General features: G+C 34.2%; 16 protein-coding genes. 3 read left to right on the top strand and 13 right to left on the bottom strand.

Annotation, left to right across the window (positions count from 1 at the left end; genetic code table 11):
* Positions 1-8 precede the first annotated feature (8 nt).
* Both BN1066_RS11370 and BN1066_RS11365 read right to left on the bottom strand, forming a co-directional pair.
* Positions 9-1,316 carry a 6-phospho-beta-glucosidase gene (locus BN1066_RS11370; RefSeq protein ID WP_077319565.1) on the bottom strand — a complete coding sequence of 436 codons (1,308 nt, stop codon included), beginning with the start codon at positions 1,314-1,316 and terminating at the stop codon, positions 9-11.
* A 244-nt stretch (positions 1,317-1,560) separates the two neighbouring features.
* Entirely contained in the window at positions 1,561-3,474 is a 1,914-nt protein-coding gene (locus tag BN1066_RS11365; protein WP_179104364.1) for a BglG family transcription antiterminator, read from the bottom strand.
* Positions 3,475-3,637: 163 nt separating this feature from the next.
* Here BN1066_RS11365 and BN1066_RS11360 point away from each other — a divergent pair, with 163 nt between their 5' ends.
* Together BN1066_RS11360 and BN1066_RS11355 are read left to right on the top strand one after the other, a co-directional pair.
* Positions 3,638-4,162, top strand: a complete 525-nt coding sequence (locus BN1066_RS11360; RefSeq protein WP_077319561.1) for a helix-turn-helix domain-containing protein — start codon at positions 3,638-3,640, stop codon at positions 4,160-4,162.
* Entirely contained in the window at positions 4,075-5,025 is a 951-nt protein-coding gene (locus BN1066_RS11355; RefSeq protein ID WP_143695707.1) for an IS3 family transposase, read from the top strand. Before BN1066_RS11360 ends, BN1066_RS11355 begins: the two co-directional genes overlap by 88 nt.
* 231 nt (positions 5,026-5,256) lie before the next feature.
* On the opposite strand, the gene BN1066_RS11350 is transcribed toward BN1066_RS11355, so the two are convergent.
* From BN1066_RS11350 to BN1066_RS11315, 8 genes are all read right to left on the bottom strand, one after another.
* On the bottom strand, positions 5,257-6,615 hold the full coding sequence (locus tag BN1066_RS11350; protein ID WP_077319559.1) for a PTS ascorbate transporter subunit IIC: 1,359 nt from the start codon (positions 6,613-6,615) through the stop codon (positions 5,257-5,259).
* Between the two features lie 72 nt (positions 6,616-6,687).
* Positions 6,688-6,966: a PTS sugar transporter subunit IIB gene (locus BN1066_RS11345; RefSeq protein ID WP_077319557.1), complete on the bottom strand. Its 279-nt coding sequence runs from the start codon at positions 6,964-6,966 to the stop codon at positions 6,688-6,690.
* A gap of 13 nt (positions 6,967-6,979) precedes the next feature.
* Positions 6,980-7,714 (bottom strand): sugar isomerase domain-containing protein, encoded by a 735-nt coding sequence (locus BN1066_RS11340; protein ID WP_077319555.1) that lies wholly within the window; start codon positions 7,712-7,714, stop codon positions 6,980-6,982.
* Between the two features lie 340 nt (positions 7,715-8,054).
* On the bottom strand, positions 8,055-10,109 hold the full coding sequence (locus BN1066_RS20455; protein ID WP_281250287.1) for a BglG family transcription antiterminator: 2,055 nt from the start codon (positions 10,107-10,109) through the stop codon (positions 8,055-8,057).
* A 739-nt stretch (positions 10,110-10,848) separates the two neighbouring features.
* Positions 10,849-11,838: an asparaginase gene (locus BN1066_RS11330; protein WP_077319551.1), complete on the bottom strand. Its 990-nt coding sequence runs from the start codon at positions 11,836-11,838 to the stop codon at positions 10,849-10,851.
* 14 nt (positions 11,839-11,852) lie between these two features.
* Positions 11,853-13,337: a tripartite tricarboxylate transporter permease gene (locus BN1066_RS11325; protein WP_077319549.1), complete on the bottom strand. Its 1,485-nt coding sequence runs from the start codon at positions 13,335-13,337 to the stop codon at positions 11,853-11,855.
* A gap of 12 nt (positions 13,338-13,349) precedes the next feature.
* A complete protein-coding gene (locus BN1066_RS11320; RefSeq protein ID WP_077319547.1) occupies positions 13,350-13,805 on the bottom strand; it encodes a tripartite tricarboxylate transporter TctB family protein in 456 nt (151 codons plus the stop codon).
* Between the two features lie 518 nt (positions 13,806-14,323).
* Entirely contained in the window at positions 14,324-15,319 is a 996-nt protein-coding gene (locus tag BN1066_RS11315) for a tripartite tricarboxylate transporter substrate binding protein (RefSeq protein WP_077319545.1), read from the bottom strand.
* A 1,975-nt stretch (positions 15,320-17,294) separates the two neighbouring features.
* Here BN1066_RS11315 and BN1066_RS11310 point away from each other — a divergent pair.
* Entirely contained in the window at positions 17,295-17,678 is a 384-nt protein-coding gene (locus BN1066_RS11310) for a helix-turn-helix domain-containing protein (protein WP_077319543.1), read from the top strand.
* Between the two features lie 768 nt (positions 17,679-18,446).
* On the opposite strand, the gene isdG is transcribed toward BN1066_RS11310, so the two are convergent.
* From isdG to BN1066_RS11295, 3 genes are read right to left on the bottom strand one after another with little or no spacing between them, the layout of a single operon-like run.
* Positions 18,447-18,767 (bottom strand): heme oxygenase, encoded by a 321-nt coding sequence (gene isdG, locus BN1066_RS11305; RefSeq protein WP_077302306.1) that lies wholly within the window; start codon positions 18,765-18,767, stop codon positions 18,447-18,449.
* The gene (locus tag BN1066_RS11300) at positions 18,748-19,548 is read right to left on the bottom strand and encodes an ABC transporter ATP-binding protein (protein WP_077319541.1); all 801 of its coding nucleotides are present in this window, start codon (positions 19,546-19,548) and stop codon (positions 18,748-18,750) included. Before BN1066_RS11300 ends, isdG begins: the two co-directional genes overlap by 20 nt.
* Positions 19,545-20,543 (bottom strand): FecCD family ABC transporter permease, encoded by a 999-nt coding sequence (locus BN1066_RS11295; RefSeq protein ID WP_077319539.1) that lies wholly within the window; start codon positions 20,541-20,543, stop codon positions 19,545-19,547. The genes BN1066_RS11300 and BN1066_RS11295 overlap by 4 nt, the downstream gene beginning before the upstream one ends.

Below are 20,543 nucleotides of genomic sequence, written 5' to 3'. Positions count from 1 at the left end.
TTTCCCCCTTATAGTAATGAAGTAAATTGTGGTAAAAACTCTTTGTTTACGATAAACATTTCTTTTAAAATAGCTTTTGCTCGTTCAGCAGATGGGATAAGTGGATGTAATGTTAATGCTTGCTGAGCAAGATCTTTGTCTCCATATACAGCTGCGTCCACAGTTAATTCTTCGTATGCTTTAACATTTTGCAAAAGCCCCCTGATCTGTGGAGGTACTGCCCCTACTTGTAGTGGTGTAATTTGATGTCGCTCCACTACACAATTTACTTCTATGCAGACGTCATTAGGTAAACATGCAATGGATCCGTTATTGCGAACATTTAGTGTATGCACATTTTTTTTATTCAATTGAATAGATGTAATCAAATTAACAGCTGCCTCTGAATAATAAGCTCCTCCCCTCTGTTCCAAAGCTTTTGGTTTCTCGTTTAGTTCAAGGTTCTGATAAATAGTAAAAAGTTCTTTTTCAATTTTTTGTACTTGATCAGCACGGGTTTCATTTCGCTTAAACTGTTCAAGTTGTTCTTGCAAAATACGATCCGACTGATAATAATATTTATGATAGCCGCAAGGAATAGCACCCAATGATTTCAAAAACTCCAAGTCCCAGCCAAACGCAGGAATATTCTTTGCCTCGTAACTATCCGACCAACCATTGAAAATATCCTCTATTCTTGACTCACCTTTAATATATAAATCCGTTATCCAAATCAAATGATTGATGCCTGTGAAACTGATACTAACATCATCAACAGAAACGTTATAAGTTTCGGAGAATTTTTTATAATAATTAATCGGATTATTACATAGGCCAATAACTTTTACATTACTATGTTTCAAAACTGCTTCTGTAACAACACCTGCAGGATTTGTAAAATTCAACAACCAAGCATTCGGAGCAAGTTTTTCGATATCTTTACAAATATCAAGAATCACTGGTATCGTTCGTAAAGCTTTCATAAATCCCCCGGCTCCAGTTGTTTCTTGACCTATCACCCCATGCTTAATGGAGATATATTCATCATAACGTCGCATGGCAAGTTGTCCAACTCTAATTTGTGTAATAATGTAATCGGCATTTTTTATTGCTTCTTGTCTATCAAAAGTTGCAATAATTTTAATTGGACATTCAGACTTTTGAATCATACGTTTTGCTAAGCCTTCTATAATGGCTAACTTCTTTTGTCCTGCAACTACATCTGCTAACCAAACTTCTGCTACATGCAAAACTTTTTGATTTTTAATCAAACCTTCTAATAATTCCGGTGTATATGAAGATCCTCCCCCTATCACAGCTATTTTTAATCCTTTCATCGATGACCATCCTCTCTCCTGTTTTCATTTCTTACCTTCATTCTATCGTGAAAGCGCATTCATTATAAGACACCTTTTTACCGCTGCCAATGGCAAAAAAATAATGATATCAAAAAAGTATGCAAATGCTCGACCCTAATTGAACATTTTAACAGTCTTTACCGAGAATTATTTCAACGGTTCGTTTTCTACTAAAATGTAAAAAGCAAAAGCACCCAGCAGTAGCGGTCTTTTGCTATACTTTTTAAACGGTTCTTATAATATTTTTCATTTGGGCATATGTCTTACATGCTAACAGTTTAAAAACGGTCTGTTTATTATCAATTAATCTCACAAGTGATTGGAACATTGGTTGTAATTCTTCTTTATTAGTCTTGTTAACATTGAGCAGTATAACCAATTGAACTTGCTTGTCTCCCCATGTTATGGCTTTCTTTAAAGTAAGAACAGATAAAAACGTAGCATTTGTTCCCGGTTCAAGGGGATGTGGTACAGCCACCAGATTACCAAAGCTTGTAGGAGCTTTCCTTTCCCGTTCCAAAACAGATAATGTATAATTCTTATCAGCTCTCCCATCGTTTATTAACGTACTTGTTAAAAATTGAATAATCGAATGGACCGTTTTAAAATCATAGTTAAAGAAAGTATATTCAGGTAATATATAATCTCCTATATTTGCAACTGAATTCTCCAAAACCCGTTCAATTTCCAAAACATCCATATCTCCAAGGATTGTACTTACATGGATAACCGGAATAGCTAATTTCTCCCTAATAGGTATGGTACTCACGATAAAATCTATATCCTCCAGACTGTGCTGAGTTAAATTATAATATTCCGTGATGCCAACAACCTCAAGTTTTTGCCCAAATAGATTGGTTAGTTTATGTAAAAGCAGCTGTGAACTCCCCAGCCCGGATGCACAGACAATTAAACATTGTTTGCGTCCAACAGAAGAACGCTTTGCCTTTTCAAGCGCAGCTTCAATATGGAGAGCTATATAACCAATTTCATCTTCGTTAACCCGAATCTTTAGTTTCTTATAAATTATCTTTGCGCCTGTTAATGCCGCTTCAAATGAGAGAGGACATTTCATCTTTATTTCTTCTAACATTGGATTACGTATATTCATCTGGTATTGGTAACGACTGATAGCAGGTTTTAGATGGAGTGTTAAATTATTTAGAAGTTCTTTATCTCTGGATAGTTGTAAGCCATATGTTTTGTCAATATGCTGTATTGCTTCTTGGACTACATGATATATCTTTGTATCCATTTCCAAATCTATTGCTTCATTTGTAAAGAATGTCAACTTTGTCCCTTTTAAGTGGATGGATAAATAAACTATTTCCGTTTTCGGAAAATGGACGTCTAAATTGCATTCAATCTCTTTTAATATTTCTTGAGCTACCCTATATTCCTTTTTGTCTTTTAAGTCATAAAAAACTTTTTTTAAAATTTGAACAGGATTATTCTCTTTTATTCGTTTATAGGCAATAGCAAGGTGAACCATTAAATTTTGTAAACTAATATCTGAAATAGTGATCTGATGTTTCCTAATATTTTTTAGAATTGCTTCTCTTATTATATCTAGTTCTTCGCTTGACAATATGTTTAACCATTGACCTTCCAACCATATTGGCTGTTGGTTAAAAATGTATTCTGAAATACAAAAACGAATCGACGCTTCTTTCCCTATAACTTTCATGCCGTAGTTAGGTTTATGCTCAATCGATAAGCTATAATATTGCAAAATGTTTCGCACTGTTTTTAAATCACTTTGTAAAGTGGACCGACTTACAAATAATTCAGCAAGTAAATCTTCTATTTTGATATAGTCTGAATGAAAAAGCAATCTTTTCATTAAAAAGTGAACTCGCGCTTCAGATTCAACCGGAATCATAGTAGAAGCTTTTTTTGCATAATGAAGAAAAAAACGCTCCAAATGATCTCTATTTTTTGCCCTTAACAGATAGCCTTTCCCTCGCTTCGATTGAATGTGTATATCATAGCTTGTTAACATGGAATTCAATTCTTTGATATCATTTCTGATTGTTTTCGGACTCACATTGATCTCAGCAGATAGTTGAGCACTGGTTAGTGGTTCGCTTTCAGCATAATCAAGCAATTGAATGATTGCATACTGTCGAGAGTTCATCATCCCACCCCGATTCGAACAGTATTTTTTAAAAAACACGTATCAATAGATTGTTACAATCAGTATAGTAGATAACGACATATTACTCCAATTTAATTTTAAATGATGGTGGGTACCGACCCCCCAAAGTTAGAGTAGAAATCTAATTTTCGGGGGTGTTTTTATGGCTAAATATAGTGAAGAATTTAAAATAAATCTTGTCACCGAGTATTTATATGGCAACCTAGGATATAAATTATTAGCAAAAAAATATAATATGGGTAGCGCAACACCAATATTTGAATGGGTGAAAGTCTATAAGTCTCAGGGAATGGATGGGTTAAAAAGAAAAAAAGCTAGGAAGTTTTATCCTGTTCGATTTAAATTAAATACGATACAATTTGTGTTAAAGACAGGTGCTACTTTTTTAGAAACTGCTGTTCAATTTAAATTGAACAACCCTTCCTTAATTAGACGCTGGATGAAAGAATTTAAGGAACAAGGAGTAGAAGGCCTGAAACCAAAGGGGGAGTCTTCTATGTCTAAGAAACCCAATAAACGGAAGAAAAAGGAAGAAAAAAAGTTAACACGTGAAGAAATATTAGAACGAGAGAATGAACTATTAAGGCTAGAAAATGCGTACCTAAAAAAGCTACGAGCTTTTCGGGAGAATCCAAATGCCTTCCACGAAAAGCACAGGCAAAGGTAGCATTTGGACTTAAAGAAGAAGGATTCCGATTAAAAGATATTCTCCTTGCTGTGGGCATACCTGAAGCAACCTATCACTATCATGTGAAAAATTTTGGCAGAGAAGATTCAGACAAAGTACTAAAAAAAATCATTATAGATTTATTTAAAAAGTTCCATGAACGTTATGGCTATAAACGTATTACTAGAGAACTAAATAAATTAGGATACGTTATCAACCATAAAAAAGTATATCGCATTATGTGCGAATTGGGATTGAAATGTGTGAAATTTATGCGAAAATCCCGTAAATACAATTCCTATAAGGGAAACGTTGGAAAAGTGGCGAAAAACCGATTGTCTCGCCGTTTTAACACGCCAATTCCTCTTCAAAAATTAGTAACCGATATTACAGAATTCAAATGTCTAAGTGAAGAGAAGTTATATTTAAATCCGATTCTTGACCTTTATAACGGAGAAATTATTGCGTATAAAATCAAGGAACGTCCAACGTTAGATCTTGTCATAGAACCTTTAAAAGAAACGATAGAGATAATAAAGAATCATGCAACCTATCGCACCACCATCCATTCTGACCAAGGCTTTCATTACCAGCACAACCAATGGGTGAGAACATTAAAAGAGAATAAAGTATTCCAAAGCATGTCTAGAAAAGCAACCTGTGCGGATAATGCTTCCATGGAGAATTTTTTTGGCATTTTAAAACAAGAAATGTATTATGGAGAAAAATTAGTAAGCTATGAAGAATTAAAAAGTCGGATTGAAGAATATATCTATTGGTATAATCATGAACGAATAAAAGAAAAATTGGCCGGGCTGAGCCCAGTCGAGTATCGAACGCAATCCAGCCAATCAACTGTATAATAAAACTCTAACTTTTGGGGGTAATCACATAAATGAATTGTTCGGTTTGTGCTATTTTTATGTCCCAGCTCCATGAATATTAATGAGCTTTTCTTATTCATTAAAAACGAATTATAAAAATGTGCATACTAATGTTTGTACCCACGAACACTACGTTGTAAATAATAATTATTTTCTCTTTCATTCAACTTCTTTCTTTAAAAGATTTTAATATTACCAAGTCGCTATCAATTATTCTAGGTTTGCTTTATTGATCTTCTTTCTATAAAACACACTTAACAGGATGAAAGCAGCTAGCGTAACGATTAAACCGATAATCGGAATTTCCAAAACAAAGAAGAGCTTAATTAAAGCCAAAACGATAATCCCATCTGGTACCAAGAAAGCAAGCCCTTCTACACCATATACTTCTAAACCAAATAAAGGATAGAACAGAGCTACTGGAACGGTTAATATAATTCCATAAATTAATCCCGAAATCATTGCTCCACGTCTTCCACCCAACGTATTCCCGAATATCCCAGCAATACCTCCTGTAAAGAATCCGCCGATAATGGACGGTAACGGAACGATGGTACCAAACAATGTAGAGACAAGCATTCCTACGACCATACCGATAATGGAGAATATAAAACCAAGCATAAGCGCATTAGGCGCATACGGGAAAAATATTGGTACATCCAAAGCGGGTTTTGCACCTGGAACAACCTTTAATGCTATACCACGAAACGCTGGTATAATTTCCCCAAGAAACATCCTTACTCCTTGAAGTAAGACAAGCACTCCTGCTGCGAATCCAAAGGAATTTAATATGCTAAAAACGATATAATTTTGTCCATTAGATAATGGATTCACCACTTCAGGTCCAGCAAAAAGTGCGGTAATAAGGTATATTATAAGCATAATTAATGAAACCGATATAGCTGTATCTTTAAAGAAGCTTAACTTCTCAGGCATTTTAATCTTTTCACTGTCCTGTTCTTGATTTCCAAACATTTTACCTACCCATGCAGAAGCAACTACACCTGCAGTAGTTAAATGCCCATAGGCAACGTTATCATGTCCCGTTATTTTTCGCACAATAGGTTGAGCTAAAGCCGGTAATAAAACCAAGACCATTCCGTTAATCAATGAACCGAAAATGATACCATATGTTTCCGATACACCTAAGTCATGAAAAGCCCATGCAAGTGCCCCAGCGAGTATCCACATCATGTGACCCGTTAAGAATATATATTTAAATGGCGTTATTCGGGCTAATACTATATTCGTTAAAAAACCAAAGAGCAATATAAAAGAAGTCATTCTACCAATGGCAGCTACAGAATCAACCAAGGCAGCAATAACTGCCTCATCTACCGGAACTACTCCCTTTAGCTGAAATGCTTCCTCGAACATGGTGGCAAAGGGGGTTAAGTTGGTTACAATTAAAGAGGCACCAGCACCTAGGATCAATATCCCCAATATTGTCTTAATCGTTCCCTTGATGACCTCCGTAAATTCTTTTCTTTGCAGCAAAAGACCTAACAATGCAACTAAACCCAACGTGACTGCCGGTACAGTAAGAATTTCTGCAATAGCTTTTAACATTCGTAAACCCTCCCTTTTAAATAATTTGCTAGATTTGCTGCATTTGAGTTTCCAAATGCCCGTACAAATTGTCTATTTACTTACTTTATTCAAATAATGAAGCAGTTTTTGCTTTACTTCATCTGCATCTGTGAGATTATCAATAAATATTTTATTTGCTTCCACCCCTTCTAACGCAGACTCTAAATCTGCCGAAGTAATAATTAAATCCGCATTTCTTCCTTTAGCTGAACCTGCATCCAATGCACTAACTTCCGCTTTAATTCCTACTTGTTCCAATATTTCATCCACCGTCATTTTCAACATCAAGCTGGTTCCAAACCCCATTCCACATACAGTAATAATTTCCATAGTATCCCTCCATTTATAAACAAGTTATTCGATTGCGATATTTTTTTATAAAACGTTGATTAATTTGATCCCCTTTATCAAGGTTCGAACTGACATATATTGGCGGCTCTACACCGTCTTTTACTAAATTCTCAATCACCTGGACAATAATAGACTGTAAAATCGTAAACCCAATAATTGAAGAAGTAGATCCGAATTTGGACTTTAAACCTGATATTTCCATAATTGCATCTCCGGGCTCTCCATGATTATCAAGGACTACATCGGCCAATTGATATAGTTTTTTCCCATTTTTATATCTTGATTCTACTTCTGTAGAAAAAAATAAAGAGGTAAGTGCAATAACCTGTAAATCTTTCTTTTTTGCTTCAATAGCCATTTCAATTGGCACAGCATTCCTGCCGGATGTAGAAATGATTAACATTACATCCTGTGGCTGGACATTTTCTCGATCCAATATTACTTTCGCCAGTCCTTCCTGCCTCTCGGAAAAAGTACTTAATGGAGCGGAGGGTTCTAAAGATAGTGGAGGAGAAAGTATTGCATTCACTGGTACAAGTCCTCCAGCTCGATAGAACAATTCCATTGCATACATTTGCGAGTGTCCACAACCAAACACATGAAGCACACCGTTCTTCTTCATTGATTCTCCTATTACAACCGCCGCTTGAACGATCTTCTCTCCCTCTTTTTCAATCACCTGATGTAACATGTTTTCAATGTTTGTAAAAAAATTTTTGTACAACATCGTTATTCCTCCAATTTAATTTTAACTATTTTGTTAGTGCTCAACATTACTTGCATTTCTAATAGAATAACCTTGCTATCCTTTTCTTCAGCTTGCCAAACAAAAATAACATCATAGGTTATCATCATTATCTGCGTAAGTAATTGCGACAGATTATGCGGTAAATACCATCATTTTTTCTGCAATATCACCTATGTTATGCTGATCATTAGTGACACACATTTCCTGCTACCTGAACTTTATTCTATGAAGTACTTAGATGAAGTAAACTATTCTTTAAAATTTTCTAAATTATTTGAAGGTACTCTTTTCTATACAATGAAAAATCTGTCATATGCCCTTACTTCTTATTTATATAATCTATGATTTTTTGCTCTTCCGTTTCATTCTTCAGTAACTCTAAAAATTGTCTGTCATTTAAATACTTCATCAAACCTTGAAGAGCACGCAAATGGGTAGAATGATCAACTCCGCACAAAGATATAACTGTAGAAACAGGATCGTTCTTTTTATGTCCAAAATTCACAGGATTTTGTAATGTTATTAAGCTGAACCCGATCTTATTTACAAATTCGCCTGGTCTAGCATGTGGCATAGCAATCCCGGAAGCGATCACAATGTACGGCCCATTGTCTCTAACACTTTGAATCATGGCATCAATATAAGGCTGTTCAATATACCCGTTTTGAAGAAGTAGTTCACCACCTTTCTTTACAGCTTCTTCCCAGTCGTCCACCTTAACATTTAATCTTGTTGTCTCAACCGTTAACACATCTTTAAGCATTGGTTCATAAACAACCCCAATCTGTACATCTTTTTCTTTTGCATTAGCACAATTTCCCCTTTTTTTATCTGTTTTTGAATAAGGGCAATTACTGAAATAATCTTTTAATCTATTATTCATAGACCTATTTCTTTGTTTAATACTGAACAAATTTTGTTGGATGTTATCCAAATCTTCTTCCGTTATAAACGGATTTACAAAAATACAAGGTATATCCATTACAAATATTCGTATCGTTGAGATAATCAAATCTACTTTATCCATTTGTAAAGTTCTTTCTAGATCATGTAGGGGGATCGCATCGACTATATAGACTTCTAGATTTTTCTTCACACGGGCTTCTATCAAATTTACAGTCCCAATCCCACTATTACAAACAAGTAGTACTTTCGGCTTTTTTTGCTTCTTCGGCAGTAACCGTTCAATACTGGATAAAAAATGGATGGTCAGATAAGCTATTTCCTCTGTCCCCAACTCTAAAAGTGCAAGGCTTTCCGAGACAATTATAAATAACTCTTTATAATCCGTTCGTATCTCCTGTACTATATTGTTACTTATGAAAGCTTGATTATCGAATCTTTGGAGAGCTGGTCGCAAATGCTCTAGCAGTGAATAGAATAAATGAGAATCTCTAGTTAAATCGATATTTATTTTTTTACTAACATCACTTATTAAGTGTTTAACAATTATTCTTAATTTCACATCTTTTTCTAAATAAAAGTCATCAGTATGCATGATTTGGGACCCGGAAATTAATTCTGCAATGATACCAGTCTCTTCTTGAGAAATGATGAATGAATCGTCTTTGTATTTGATTAATCGCTTTATCGTAGAAGCAGCTCTATACTCAATCGATCCTAATAAGCTTTTATAATTCGAACTATCTTTATTTAAAGTAAAGCCATTTTTTAAACGAATAACCATTGAAAGAAGATAATAAAATAACAAGCTAAAGGAATCATAAGAAATCTTTTTATCTAATTCTATTTCCACTACCCCAACCAATTTTTTTAGATAGTTTAAATGAATATTTCCTAAGTTTGCTAAAATTTCTTCATAAATATTATCTCCTAGAGGAACAGCATTCTCTTTCAATACTTTCGAAGTTGAAAGTAACTTAAAGCGGTGAAAGAGAAGATAAACTATTCTCTTTCGAATATTTAATTCATTTCCTACGATTTTTATCCCATAATGAGGCATAGATTCAATGGATAAATTTAAAAAGGATAATTCTCTTTTTAATTTTTTAAGATCATTTTTAATGGTCCCTCTACTTACATCCAAAACATGTGAGAGTTTATTTAGAGTAACATAATCCTTACTTAATCCTAAAATGAGAGTCATAATATCTATACGCTCTTCAGAAGTATAAATGTAGTTTTTCTCATTATCCTTGCTTAATAATTTAAATAGTTTATTTTTATCTGCTTTGTTACTAGGTAAAAGAATCTCCATTTTAATAACTCGTTCTAACGGACTGAATTCGTTTTCATTTAAAAAATCATCAATTTCTTCCAAATCATAACGTATTGTTCTTTCACTTACCCCGTACTCTTTTGCAAGCTCCGAGATGGAAAAAGAAGCATTGTTACTTAAGAAACGACGCAGTATCTCTCTTGCTCTCCTATTTATAAGTAATCACCTCCCTTAACCCTAGTATATGTGTTATCATTCGTCTATAAAAGATCAAATAACTTCAATATTTTTGAAACGCTTTCATTACTGAGCTAGATAGTTTAAATCACAATTTAATCACTTGCAAAAAGCTTAAGATTTTTGATTGTAGAGCCATGAAATAAAAATGGTAAATTTTTAACATGTTTTGATGATTTAAACTATATGGATACAGGTCATTCAACATATTTTGCAAAATATGTCTGGAATGAAGTAATGTAAAATAAACGAGGTTATGCCCCACCGTTTTTATTATAGAGCATTTCTTTATGACACTAAGCGAATTCAAATGAATGACAACTTTGAAGACATAGAAGAGCAATTTTTTACATTAATCGAATATACCTACGTCAAAAGCGAGTGAAAAAATAAGCAACAAATGGAAATATAAAAGTTCCAAATGCCCATATTCAAAAAATGAACAATATCGTTTACTTTCATAACAACCTTATTCTTTTTTAATACTAAGTAGTGACCGGTTTATGAAGGAAAACATAGTTTTTTTGAGGGTGGATTGAAATTAGAAAAGGATGAGGAATAACATTGCTGTATAAGTCGCATCCTATATTGGGCCGCGTTAAATCATTTCGAGCTACAATTGATTAGACCCAAACTAAAAATGTCTGGTAACCCCTGATATGCAGGGGTACCAGACATTTTCATTCTTTAATTGAACTTAATATTCATTAAATATCTCTTGTATATCTGATAAACTATCAGTTAAAGTGAGAGCGAGCATAAGTAATATTCTGGATTTTTGTGGTGATAAGTTATCCGCAGTAACACATGCAAATTCATTAAAGCTATCAATTGGAACAACACGTCCTTCATGAACTCGTCGACTTCTGACCACTACCATTCCACTTTCTACTGCTTCTTTAAGTGCGGCACTTTCTTCTGGTGAACATCGACCTGCCCCAGTTCCAGCTATAACGATACCGGAGTATTTTTTACTGTTTGAAATAAAACGAATCAGATCGCCATCAACACCTGCATAAGAATAAACAATGGCGACATGGGGTAATTTTATAGCTGAAGTTTTCGCAAAGATGGATTGAACCGTATGCTTTCTAACAGGACTTCGATAATAGTGAATGGTATCATCCGGGTCAATATAACCTAAAAATCCCAATTCACCTGATTGAAAAGTCTCCAAACGGTACGTACTTATTTTTGCAACTTCACGAGCACAGTTAATATCATTGTTAGAAACAACAAGCACTCCTTTACCAGTAGATTTTTCATCTACTGCAACCCTAATCGCATTAAAAAGATTACTAATTGCATCAGAACCAATAGCTGTAGAAGGGCGCTGTGCTCCTACACAAACGACAGGTTTATTACTATTCATTGTTAAATGTAAAAAATAAGCAGTCTCTTCTAAAGTATTCGTTCCATGTGTTACGACAACGCCATCATAGCTATCTTCATTAAGTGCACGATTAACCATAGCTTGTAATTCTAACCAATGTGAACTTTTCATACAGGTACTACTAAAATTAGCCAATTGAACGATAGCAACTTCTGCTATTTCATTTATCTCAGGAACTTTTTGTAAAAGATCTTCTCCTGAATAAACACCCGTTTGATAGTCTTTCATATCAAGCCTATCTTTTCCTTGTGCGGAAATTGTTCCACCAGTCGCTATTAATTTTATTTTTTTCATGATAACCTCCACCTTCACGGTTCTATTGGTTTTTTACTGAAAAAAGGAATAACAATCGTTAAAATAGCTAAGATCAGGAATATTATTGCTATTGGTCTTTCTATGAATATACCTAAACTACCATTTGAAATCGTTAACGTTTGTCTCAAAGATTGTTCAATCATACCCCCTAAAATAAAACTTAATATAAAAGGAGGCGCTGGAAAATGAACCAATCGCATAAAGAAGCCGATTACGCCAAACAATAATAGTAAATACAAGTCAAACGTGTTAAAACTAATTGCATAAACACCTATCATACAAAATGTAATAACTAATGATATAAGTAATGGTCGAGGAATGAGTAATATCTTTGCAATGTATGGAATAAGTGGTAAGTTTAAAATTAATAAAAATACATTGCCAATATACATACTTGCAATGACACCCCAAAACAACGTTGGGTGCTCCTCAAACAAAAGAGGCCCCGGCTGCACACCCAGCACAAGGAGAGCACCTAATAAAACAGCAGTTGTACCTGAACCAGGAATACCGAGACTTAATAATGGAACAAAAGCACCGCTAGTAGCTGCATTATTAGCCGTTTCGGGAGCTGTCAAACCTTTTATAGAGCCGTTACCAAAGCTCTGAGGGTTCTTGGATAGTTTTTTTTCAAATATGTACCCAATAAAAGAAGCAATGGTAGCTCCGGCTCCAGGTAAAACACCTATAATAAAGCCTAGTAATGACTGTCTTGTAGCAGGTCCTTTCATCTCTTTAAAATCCGATCTTGATAGTTTTAAACTCCCTATATTTTGCTGTATTTCTTTATTTTCTTTTTTTGAATTAATAATTAGAAAACAGACTTCTGCTAAAGCAAACAACCCTAATGCGATGACAAGGAATTCAATTCCGCTTAGTAAATTGGCATTTCCAAATATAAAACGAGGAGTTCCAGTTTGTGAATCAATTCCTACTGTAGCAAACATAAATCCAAGTACACCTGAAATAAGTGCTTTCACAAGTGAGCCTTCTGATAAACTTGCAATAGCAGTTAACGCTAAAAACATTAAAGCAAAGTATTCCGGTGGACCAAATGCAATTGCTACAGAAGCAAGCATAGGAGCAAACAGCATTAATAAAACAACCCCAACCGTTCCTCCTATAAATGAAGAAATGGCTGCAATTGCAAGAGCTTTTCCAGCTTTCCCCTGTCTTGCCATTGGGTGACCGTCAAAAGCAGTTGCTACCGTACCAGAAATACCTGGAGCATTTAATAAAATTGATGAAGTCGAGCCTCCAAACACAGCTCCATAGTAAACTCCTGCCATCATAACCAGTGCAATGGTAGGGTCAAACCCATAAGATATCGGAATCATAACAGCAATAGCAGAAATAGGTCCTAATCCGGGTAGCATCCCAATAAAAGTCCCTGCCAAAACACCAATAAAAACAAACACAATTCCTTCCAAGCTAAATGCAACTTGGAACCCAGATAATATCCCTTCAAAACCTCCCAACTAAAACCCCTCCTAGAAAAAAGACAAGATTCCCTGCGGTAATTTTATTTGTAATAATTTTGTAAACAATAGATAAAATGTTAATGGCACTAAAACAGAGGTTAATAAATTAATAATATGTTTTTGATAACCTAATAGATACGAGCAAAAAAAGATAAACAAAATAGTAATAATAAGAAAACCTACTATTTCTAAAAGGATTACGTAGATAACAATTAACAAAAGGACACTCAATAGTCTAAATAGATCACTTTGAGTAATGTTGACTTTTTTCTTATCCACGACTTCATCCTTCATAAAGAAAAGAATTGCAGCTAGTAAAAAAAGTAGTATTCCTAAAATAATTGGTAAAACATCCGAATCTACTGGTACATAAGGATAAGCAGGTAAGTTGAAAGAGAAGATAAGATAAACGAAAGCGATAATCCACAATAATATGGCTATTTTTCTATTTAATGACTTTAACATAGATCGAACCACCTTTTACTTGTAAATAGGAAAATCCATTTCATATTAAAATAGACTGATTAAAATATCTTTCTAATTGTTTGTGTTGAGCACTTCTCGTAGCTTTAATAAAGTGAAACTTCATTCAGTAGAAGTTTTCTTCCATCTCCTACTGAATGTTAGTACCTCAGGGGGTATGACCTAAAGGCCCTTAAACGAATCGGGCATTTAGGTGCCGTTTTCTCCCACTTAGACCTTTTGTATCAACTCAAGATTTTGAAGTGGGAGTCTTACGGCAACTTACATGCGGGATAAAGTGAAACTTCATTCCGTGAATGCTTTTTACATGGAATGTTAGTTGAACGAATCGGGCATTTAGGTGCCGTCTTCTCCCACTTAGACCTTTTGTATCAACTCAAGATTTTGAAGTGGGAGTCTTACAGCACCTTACATGCGGGATAAACGCTCCTTCTATTAGCTAAACTAAAGCCATGAAAATCTTCAAAACTTATTATACGCAAAAAAAGAATGCACAATTTTTATTTTTTCGCTAACCCTAGTTCGTCCAATAAATCTTTAGCTTCTTCTCTTTGTTCATCTAAAAATGCTTTGTATTCCTCTCCGGACATAAATAATTCATCCCAGCCATATTTATTACGTATTTCTTTCCATGCCTCAGATTGATTTAATTCTTTAAACTTGGAGACATAATATTCAACAGCACGTTCATCCAAGTTAGACGGGCCAAAGAAACCTCTCCAATTGACAAAACTGGAATCAATCCCCTGTTCCTTTACCGTAGGATATTCAGAAATAACATCTCCTTTAAGTCTTTCTTCAGACGTTACTGCCAGAACTTTAATTTTTCCTGCTTTGACCTGTTCGATCGTTTCTGCAACCCCTGTAGAAAAGACATCGGCGCTACCATTTAATAAAGCTGTAAGTTCTCCACCATCCTGTTCAGAAATATATTTAATCTTCGTAATATCGACACCGGCCTCTTTTGCAATTTTTACAAACTGAATATGATCCATGCTTCCTGGTGAAGATGATCCAATAACCGTAATCTTTGCAGGGTCCTTTTTCATATCTGTAAATAGATCATTTAAATTTTTCCATTTTGCATCTGACCTAACAACAAATGCTCCATAATCAGCAATTACATTTGCTATCGGTGTGAAATCAGTATGATCATATTGAGATTGCCCATTTAATGGCACGTCAATTAACGGAGGAGAAGCTATAAATAAGTGGTGCGGATTTCCAGCTTTTTCCGCAATATATGCCCAACCTACAGCTCCTCCGCCACCGGTTTTGTTAATAACGCCAATATCTTTTTTTATTATGCCTTCTTCTTTAAAAACTTTTGCTGACATCCTGGCTGTTGTATCCCATCCGCCACCTGCCCCGCCGGGTGCAACAAATTCAATCGGCTTTTCCGGTGTCCAGTTTTCATCAGAATCTGATTTGCTAGTTGAACATGCTGCCAATATGGAGACAATGGAGAAACTGAACAGAAATAATATTTTTTTCATTTATTATCTATCCTTTCATTTAACAATTAATGTTAACGATTTCATAGTTTGTATAATAGACTTGGTTTTATATAATTTTTCTCCACCATACTTGCTTAATATTGATATAAAACTTTACCCACTTGTTCTTAATTCAGTGCGGATAGTATGGGAAATATGGCTAATACTATGCGAATTTAGTTATTATTTGTTCTATATTTAAAATTATTAGGAATTATCCGAACATACAAATTGAATTCCCCCCTTACACTTTATGAATCTAGTCATTTATTAATTTGAATAGATTATACAACATTTAGTTGTTTTAATCAATATAAACAATTTTAAATTGTGTAAATTGAATATAAAATTTTTTACATATATGGTTTTTTGTTTCTATACAAATTATCTTGTTATAAAAAATGTTTTACCTTAAAGCCCTTACTATCCTTAAATAAATTCAACTAAGGATATATATTTTATAAGCTTAGAAAACTTGTTCCCTAACAAGATACTTGTACAATAGTTCATGGTCAAAATAAAACTATCTTTTGCGCCAAAACAAAATCCATCATTTAATAGCTATCTGTAATTATCAAACATCTTTAATTTTTCCATTTACAGTCTGGTAAGAACAAATAATGATATACTCCTATTTAGTGCGAACCCTAAGTGCACATGAAAACCCGGGGGATTCGCACCAAAAATTTGTTTGTATTACACCTGAAAATAGAATAAAATAGATAGATAATAGCTTAAATGTTAATTTTTTGGTATCAAAAAAGAAAAATCGCTAATTTTTTGTAAACATTTAGGCGATATTCGCTGTCGCATCCTATATAGGGTGCGTGGATTGAAATTGTCCATACCATCGCGTAGACCTGCGATTATGTCAGTCGCATCCTACATAGGGTGCGTGGATTGAAATTGTAAAATCACATCATGATCAAAGTGAATCTTCCCTCCATACCATCCTACTTGAACAAAAAGTGCTGTTTTCTTTAGAAATGTAAACAATTATCTGCCTCTGATTCGGTACATTCAAATGCTGCACTGTAACAGTCTTTAAAAGAATTTATGTTTTCTGTAGCTTGTTGGTCTATTACTAAAATTTCTGTTGCACCTAGTTCGTTAGCAAGTTTTAATCTAGCAATGTCATTAGCCTCTCCCCTATTACTTCAAGTTATCACCACTTGCCCGAATAACTTAAAGTGCTAGTCCGATTATTCCTGGTTCTGCATCCAAGACGTCATCACCTGCTTTTACCCAACCTCTTTCAATTACGCTTCTTACAATACAAGGGAAAGGCTCTATTAATGTACCTTCATCTAAACGAATTGTTTGTGGAATTATATAGCCGAGGTAACTTGGACTTAAAAAACATATTCTGTAAATACTTCCTTTTTACCTGAACCAGATGACTTCCATTCAATACACTGCACTATCAATCTTTGCTTACAATAATGACACGAACTAAAGTAATTACTGCCTTATGTGAAACTTCTTTGTCACCCTTTTCAATCCCTTTACATGTTTTCCAGTCTCTTCGATTATCAGAATATTTATGTCTAAAATATCAGAATAACCACCACGCTACTTATCTATTAAACAAGAATATCAGTTCCACAAATAAATAGGCTTTTATTTTCAACTCATTGCCTTTTAGGTAATTCAATATCTTCCAGACCTATGTTATTGAATCCTCTACCTCTCTTTACTGAAGCCTTCAAAATTTCTTTCTACTTATATTTTTGAATTTTCTGATCTAAAACCCTACCATTTTATGTATCATTATCGTTCAATTATTCTATTTTCCTAGGAAACAGTGCTAGCTACCAGGCACCTTTTTAAACACAGTTTGTCTATTACCATTCTTTAAAACGAACAACTTTTTGTTGTTTATAACTAAAAAATAAAATTTTCGTTGTATTATCTCTCTTTTACAATTTCTAATTGTATAATTTTGCTAAGAATAATAGAAAGGAGGAAAAATTACATGTACAGATTTAGTGAGCGATTAACTGATGTACGAGTTGAAGCTGGATATAGTCAAAAGGATCTTGCTAAGGAGCTAAATATTACTACTAGTGCGTATGGTTACTATGAACAAGGAAGAAATGAGCCATCCCTGGAAACAGTTAGATTACTAGCTAAGAAACTAGATGTTTCAACAGATTATTTATTAGGTATTATTGATGAGCCAAAACATCCTGTTAAGTATGAAATCACAGACGGCTTTATTCTAACCGATGCCGAATTATTCACTGTAAAGCAAATGAAAGAAAAACAACTTTTAAGTGAATTAAGCAAGAATCCAATTGAAAACGTGGATAAGTTAGTAAGGTTTTGGCAGTTTATGAATAAGGAAACACAAAAGTAAAAATTAGCTTAGAGGCTTCTCTGTGCTTAAAAATAGAAATTTTGCCATCGCCATTAACCGATATAATATACGATCCAAAAGACATCCATCCTGTATCTTTTATCATTTTGAAATGCACCTGCCGTATCCATTCTATACTCTATTCATCATGTAACCTCAGTAATAAATACAAAATCTCAGTTCAACCATCCTTTAATTTAATTCGTGTTTTCTTACTTAGATTTGAACTTCATGATTAAAATTATCTCCGTTTATCCAGACAATTTTTTCAATTTTATAATTCAAAAAAAGAACCACCTCCTTTTTTAAATAAGTGGTTCATTTAAGATCATCACCCTTCCCCCGCTATCACTCCTATCTACCTTAGATTTCTTTTTCAAGAATCCATAGAGTTGTGTAATTGGAATGCCCTCGTTGATTCCTGGGTTAGTACCACTATTATTAACCTTCTTTGTCATGTGACTTTAGAAAAAAAGTAAGTAAGTCCGATTACTATTATTTTGGGTATGACTTTGCCTATGGAATAACCTGATTCTAGCGTAAAGAAAGAGGCATACACATTTCAAAGTGTATACCATACAGAACATCCATTATCTGTTAAAGAAAAGAGTGAGAGGGGGTACTAATTATTTATCTCTATCAATAAATATATGTTTACCATATTCACAAGACGGGGGGTTGCTTGTGAATATAGGTAATCAACAATGTGCATCTAAACCTTTCATGAATCCTAATATGATTGAAGTACACCTCTTGACTGCAAACTAGTTATGCAGGAACAATCGGCTTACGAACTATCTTTACATCATAATAAGATATTTCATTGGTAATAATATAATCCGGTTTCCCACCACGATGGGTATGTGCTTCCCTAAATGCATCACTTTTTAACCATTTTTTAAAGGAATCCTCTGTATCCCAACGCGTCATAATAGTCACTTCATCATAATCCTTTAGCTTATCTGTCACTAATACTTCCAAACCTAAAAAACCTTCCATTGTCTCAATTTTACCAACTTTATTAAAACGATTGACTAACTGATAACCTTTATCTTTTTTTATTTTTGTTCTATTTGTAACGATATACATGGTGTTTCCTCCTTAATTTAGGTATTATCAATGGATAACTATCTTCATAGATAATCCGTGCATGTATCTCATAAACATTTGCTAAAAAGTCCTCTGTTAGCATTTCTTTTGGTTTCCCTTTATCTACAATCTTCCCGTTTTTAAGTGCAATCATATAATCACTATACATAGCAGCTTGTTGCAGATCATGTAAAACCATAATAATTGTCATCTTATAACTTTCGTTAATAAATTGCAGCAACTCCATAACTTCAAATTGATGGGCAATATCTAAATAAGTAGTCGGCTCATCTAATAATAAAATGTCTGTTTGTTGTGCTAAAGCCATTGCAATACGAACCTTCTGTTGTTCCCCTCCTGATAAACTAGAAAACATACGATTTTCATAGATGGCTGTATTCGTTATGTTCATTGATTCATAAATGATTTCCTCGTCTTCTTTCGATAATCGATTAATAAAAAAACGTTTATATGGAGATCTGCCAAATGAGATTAATTCTTTAACTGTTAAATTAGGCAGATGATCTTTGGCTTGTGGTAGCATGGTGATTTTCTTTGCGAATTCTCTAGTTTTATAGGACTGACTATTTTTTTCGTATATATATACAGATCCATTGTCTGCCACTAGCAGTTTGCTAATAACTTTTAATAGTGTTGACTTACCGGACCCATTGGGACCCACAATCGTACTGATTTTCTGGTTTGGAATGGATAAAGAAATATTAGCTAATTGAAAGTCGCTTACATTTAATCTAATTTCATTCATACGGATAGCATTCATGACAATATTCTCCGTTTCTTAAGTAAAAATAAAAAGAATGGTGCTCCTAAACATGCAAGTAATATTCCAACCGGCAATTCAATTGGATCAAACCAAGATCTTGCAATCGTATCAGCAAGTACAACAAGAATCCCACCATAAACAATACTAAATGGTAGTAAAAAAGCGTAATCATCGCCAATTAATAACCGGATAATATGTGGGACTACTAACCCAACAAAACCAACTAAACCTGCAACACTAACCGCTGCTCCTGCCAATAATGAAGCTAATAAAATGAGTGAAAAACGTTGAATCTCCACACGTTGCCCCAAAAGTTTAGCTGAATAGTCACCCAATAATAAAAGATTAGCAGGTCTGATTGCCAAAAATGAGGCTAATAGACTGATAGTGGCATATGGTGCCATAAATTCTAAATGATACCATCCCTTCCCTGTTAATCCACCAGAAAGCCAAGGCAATACAGATTGAACACGATCACTGTAAACAACCATAATTCCATTCATGATTGCTCCTAACAAGGCATTAATAGCCACTCCCGCTAAAATAATTTTGACAGGTGATGCTCCTTGATCCCATGCTAGTAAATAAATAACTAGTGATGTGAACAAAGCACCTGTAAATGCCATCAATGGTAATAAATAGCCAAACTCCGGTAAAAGTACCATTGTAATAATTGCTGCCAGTCCAGCTCCTGATGAGACACCAATAATTCCAGGATCAGCTAACGGATTTTTCATAACGCCTTGTAATAAAGCGCCTGATGCTGCCAAACATCCACCTACTAACAACCCTAACAGTACTCTAGGTAAGCGTATGTCCACAATTATTTTTTTCTGAAATGTGTTTCCATCTGAAAATAATGCAGTCCATGTTTCAGACAAAGTGATTGGAACAGGTCCATATGTTATACCATAAAAGATCACAAGCAATAAAAGTATCGGAGAAAGAATAGATACATATTTTCTGCGTAGACTTCTTCTTTTTACTGACAT

Source organism: Virgibacillus proomii (assembly GCF_900162615.1).
Taxonomy (GTDB): Bacteria; Bacillota; Bacilli; order Bacillales; family Amphibacillaceae; genus Virgibacillus; species Virgibacillus proomii.
The sequence above is the reverse complement of the archived record's forward strand: the minus strand, read 5'-3'. Positions and strand labels throughout refer to the sequence as shown.

Coding starts and splice junctions, on each gene's coding strand:
- BN1066_RS11350 (WP_077319559.1), bottom strand. CDS start 6,615: ATGTTAAAAGCTATTGCAGAAATTCTTACTGTACCGGCAGTCACGTTG.
- BN1066_RS11360 (WP_077319561.1), top strand. CDS start 3,638: ATGGCTAAATATAGTGAAGAATTTAAAATAAATCTTGTCACCGAGTAT.
- BN1066_RS11320 (WP_077319547.1), bottom strand. CDS start 13,805: ATGTTAAAGTCATTAAATAGAAAAATAGCCATATTATTGTGGATTATC.
- BN1066_RS11310 (WP_077319543.1), top strand. CDS start 17,295: ATGTACAGATTTAGTGAGCGATTAACTGATGTACGAGTTGAAGCTGGA.
- BN1066_RS11365 (WP_179104364.1), bottom strand. CDS start 3,474: ATGAACTCTCGACAGTATGCAATCATTCAATTGCTTGATTATGCTGAA.
- BN1066_RS11370 (WP_077319565.1), bottom strand. CDS start 1,316: ATGAAAGGATTAAAAATAGCTGTGATAGGGGGAGGATCTTCATATACA.
- BN1066_RS11315 (WP_077319545.1), bottom strand. CDS start 15,319: ATGAAAAAAATATTATTTCTGTTCAGTTTCTCCATTGTCTCCATATTG.
- BN1066_RS11330 (WP_077319551.1), bottom strand. CDS start 11,838: ATGAAAAAAATAAAATTAATAGCGACTGGTGGAACAATTTCCGCACAA.
- BN1066_RS11340 (WP_077319555.1), bottom strand. CDS start 7,714: ATGTTGTACAAAAATTTTTTTACAAACATTGAAAACATGTTACATCAG.
- BN1066_RS11295 (WP_077319539.1), bottom strand. CDS start 20,543: ATGTCAGTAAAAAGAAGAAGTCTACGCAGAAAATATGTATCTATTCTT.
- isdG (WP_077302306.1), bottom strand. CDS start 18,767: ATGTATATCGTTACAAATAGAACAAAAATAAAAAAAGATAAAGGTTAT.
- BN1066_RS11345 (WP_077319557.1), bottom strand. CDS start 6,966: ATGGAAATTATTACTGTATGTGGAATGGGGTTTGGAACCAGCTTGATG.
- BN1066_RS11300 (WP_077319541.1), bottom strand. CDS start 19,548: ATGAATGCTATCCGTATGAATGAAATTAGATTAAATGTAAGCGACTTT.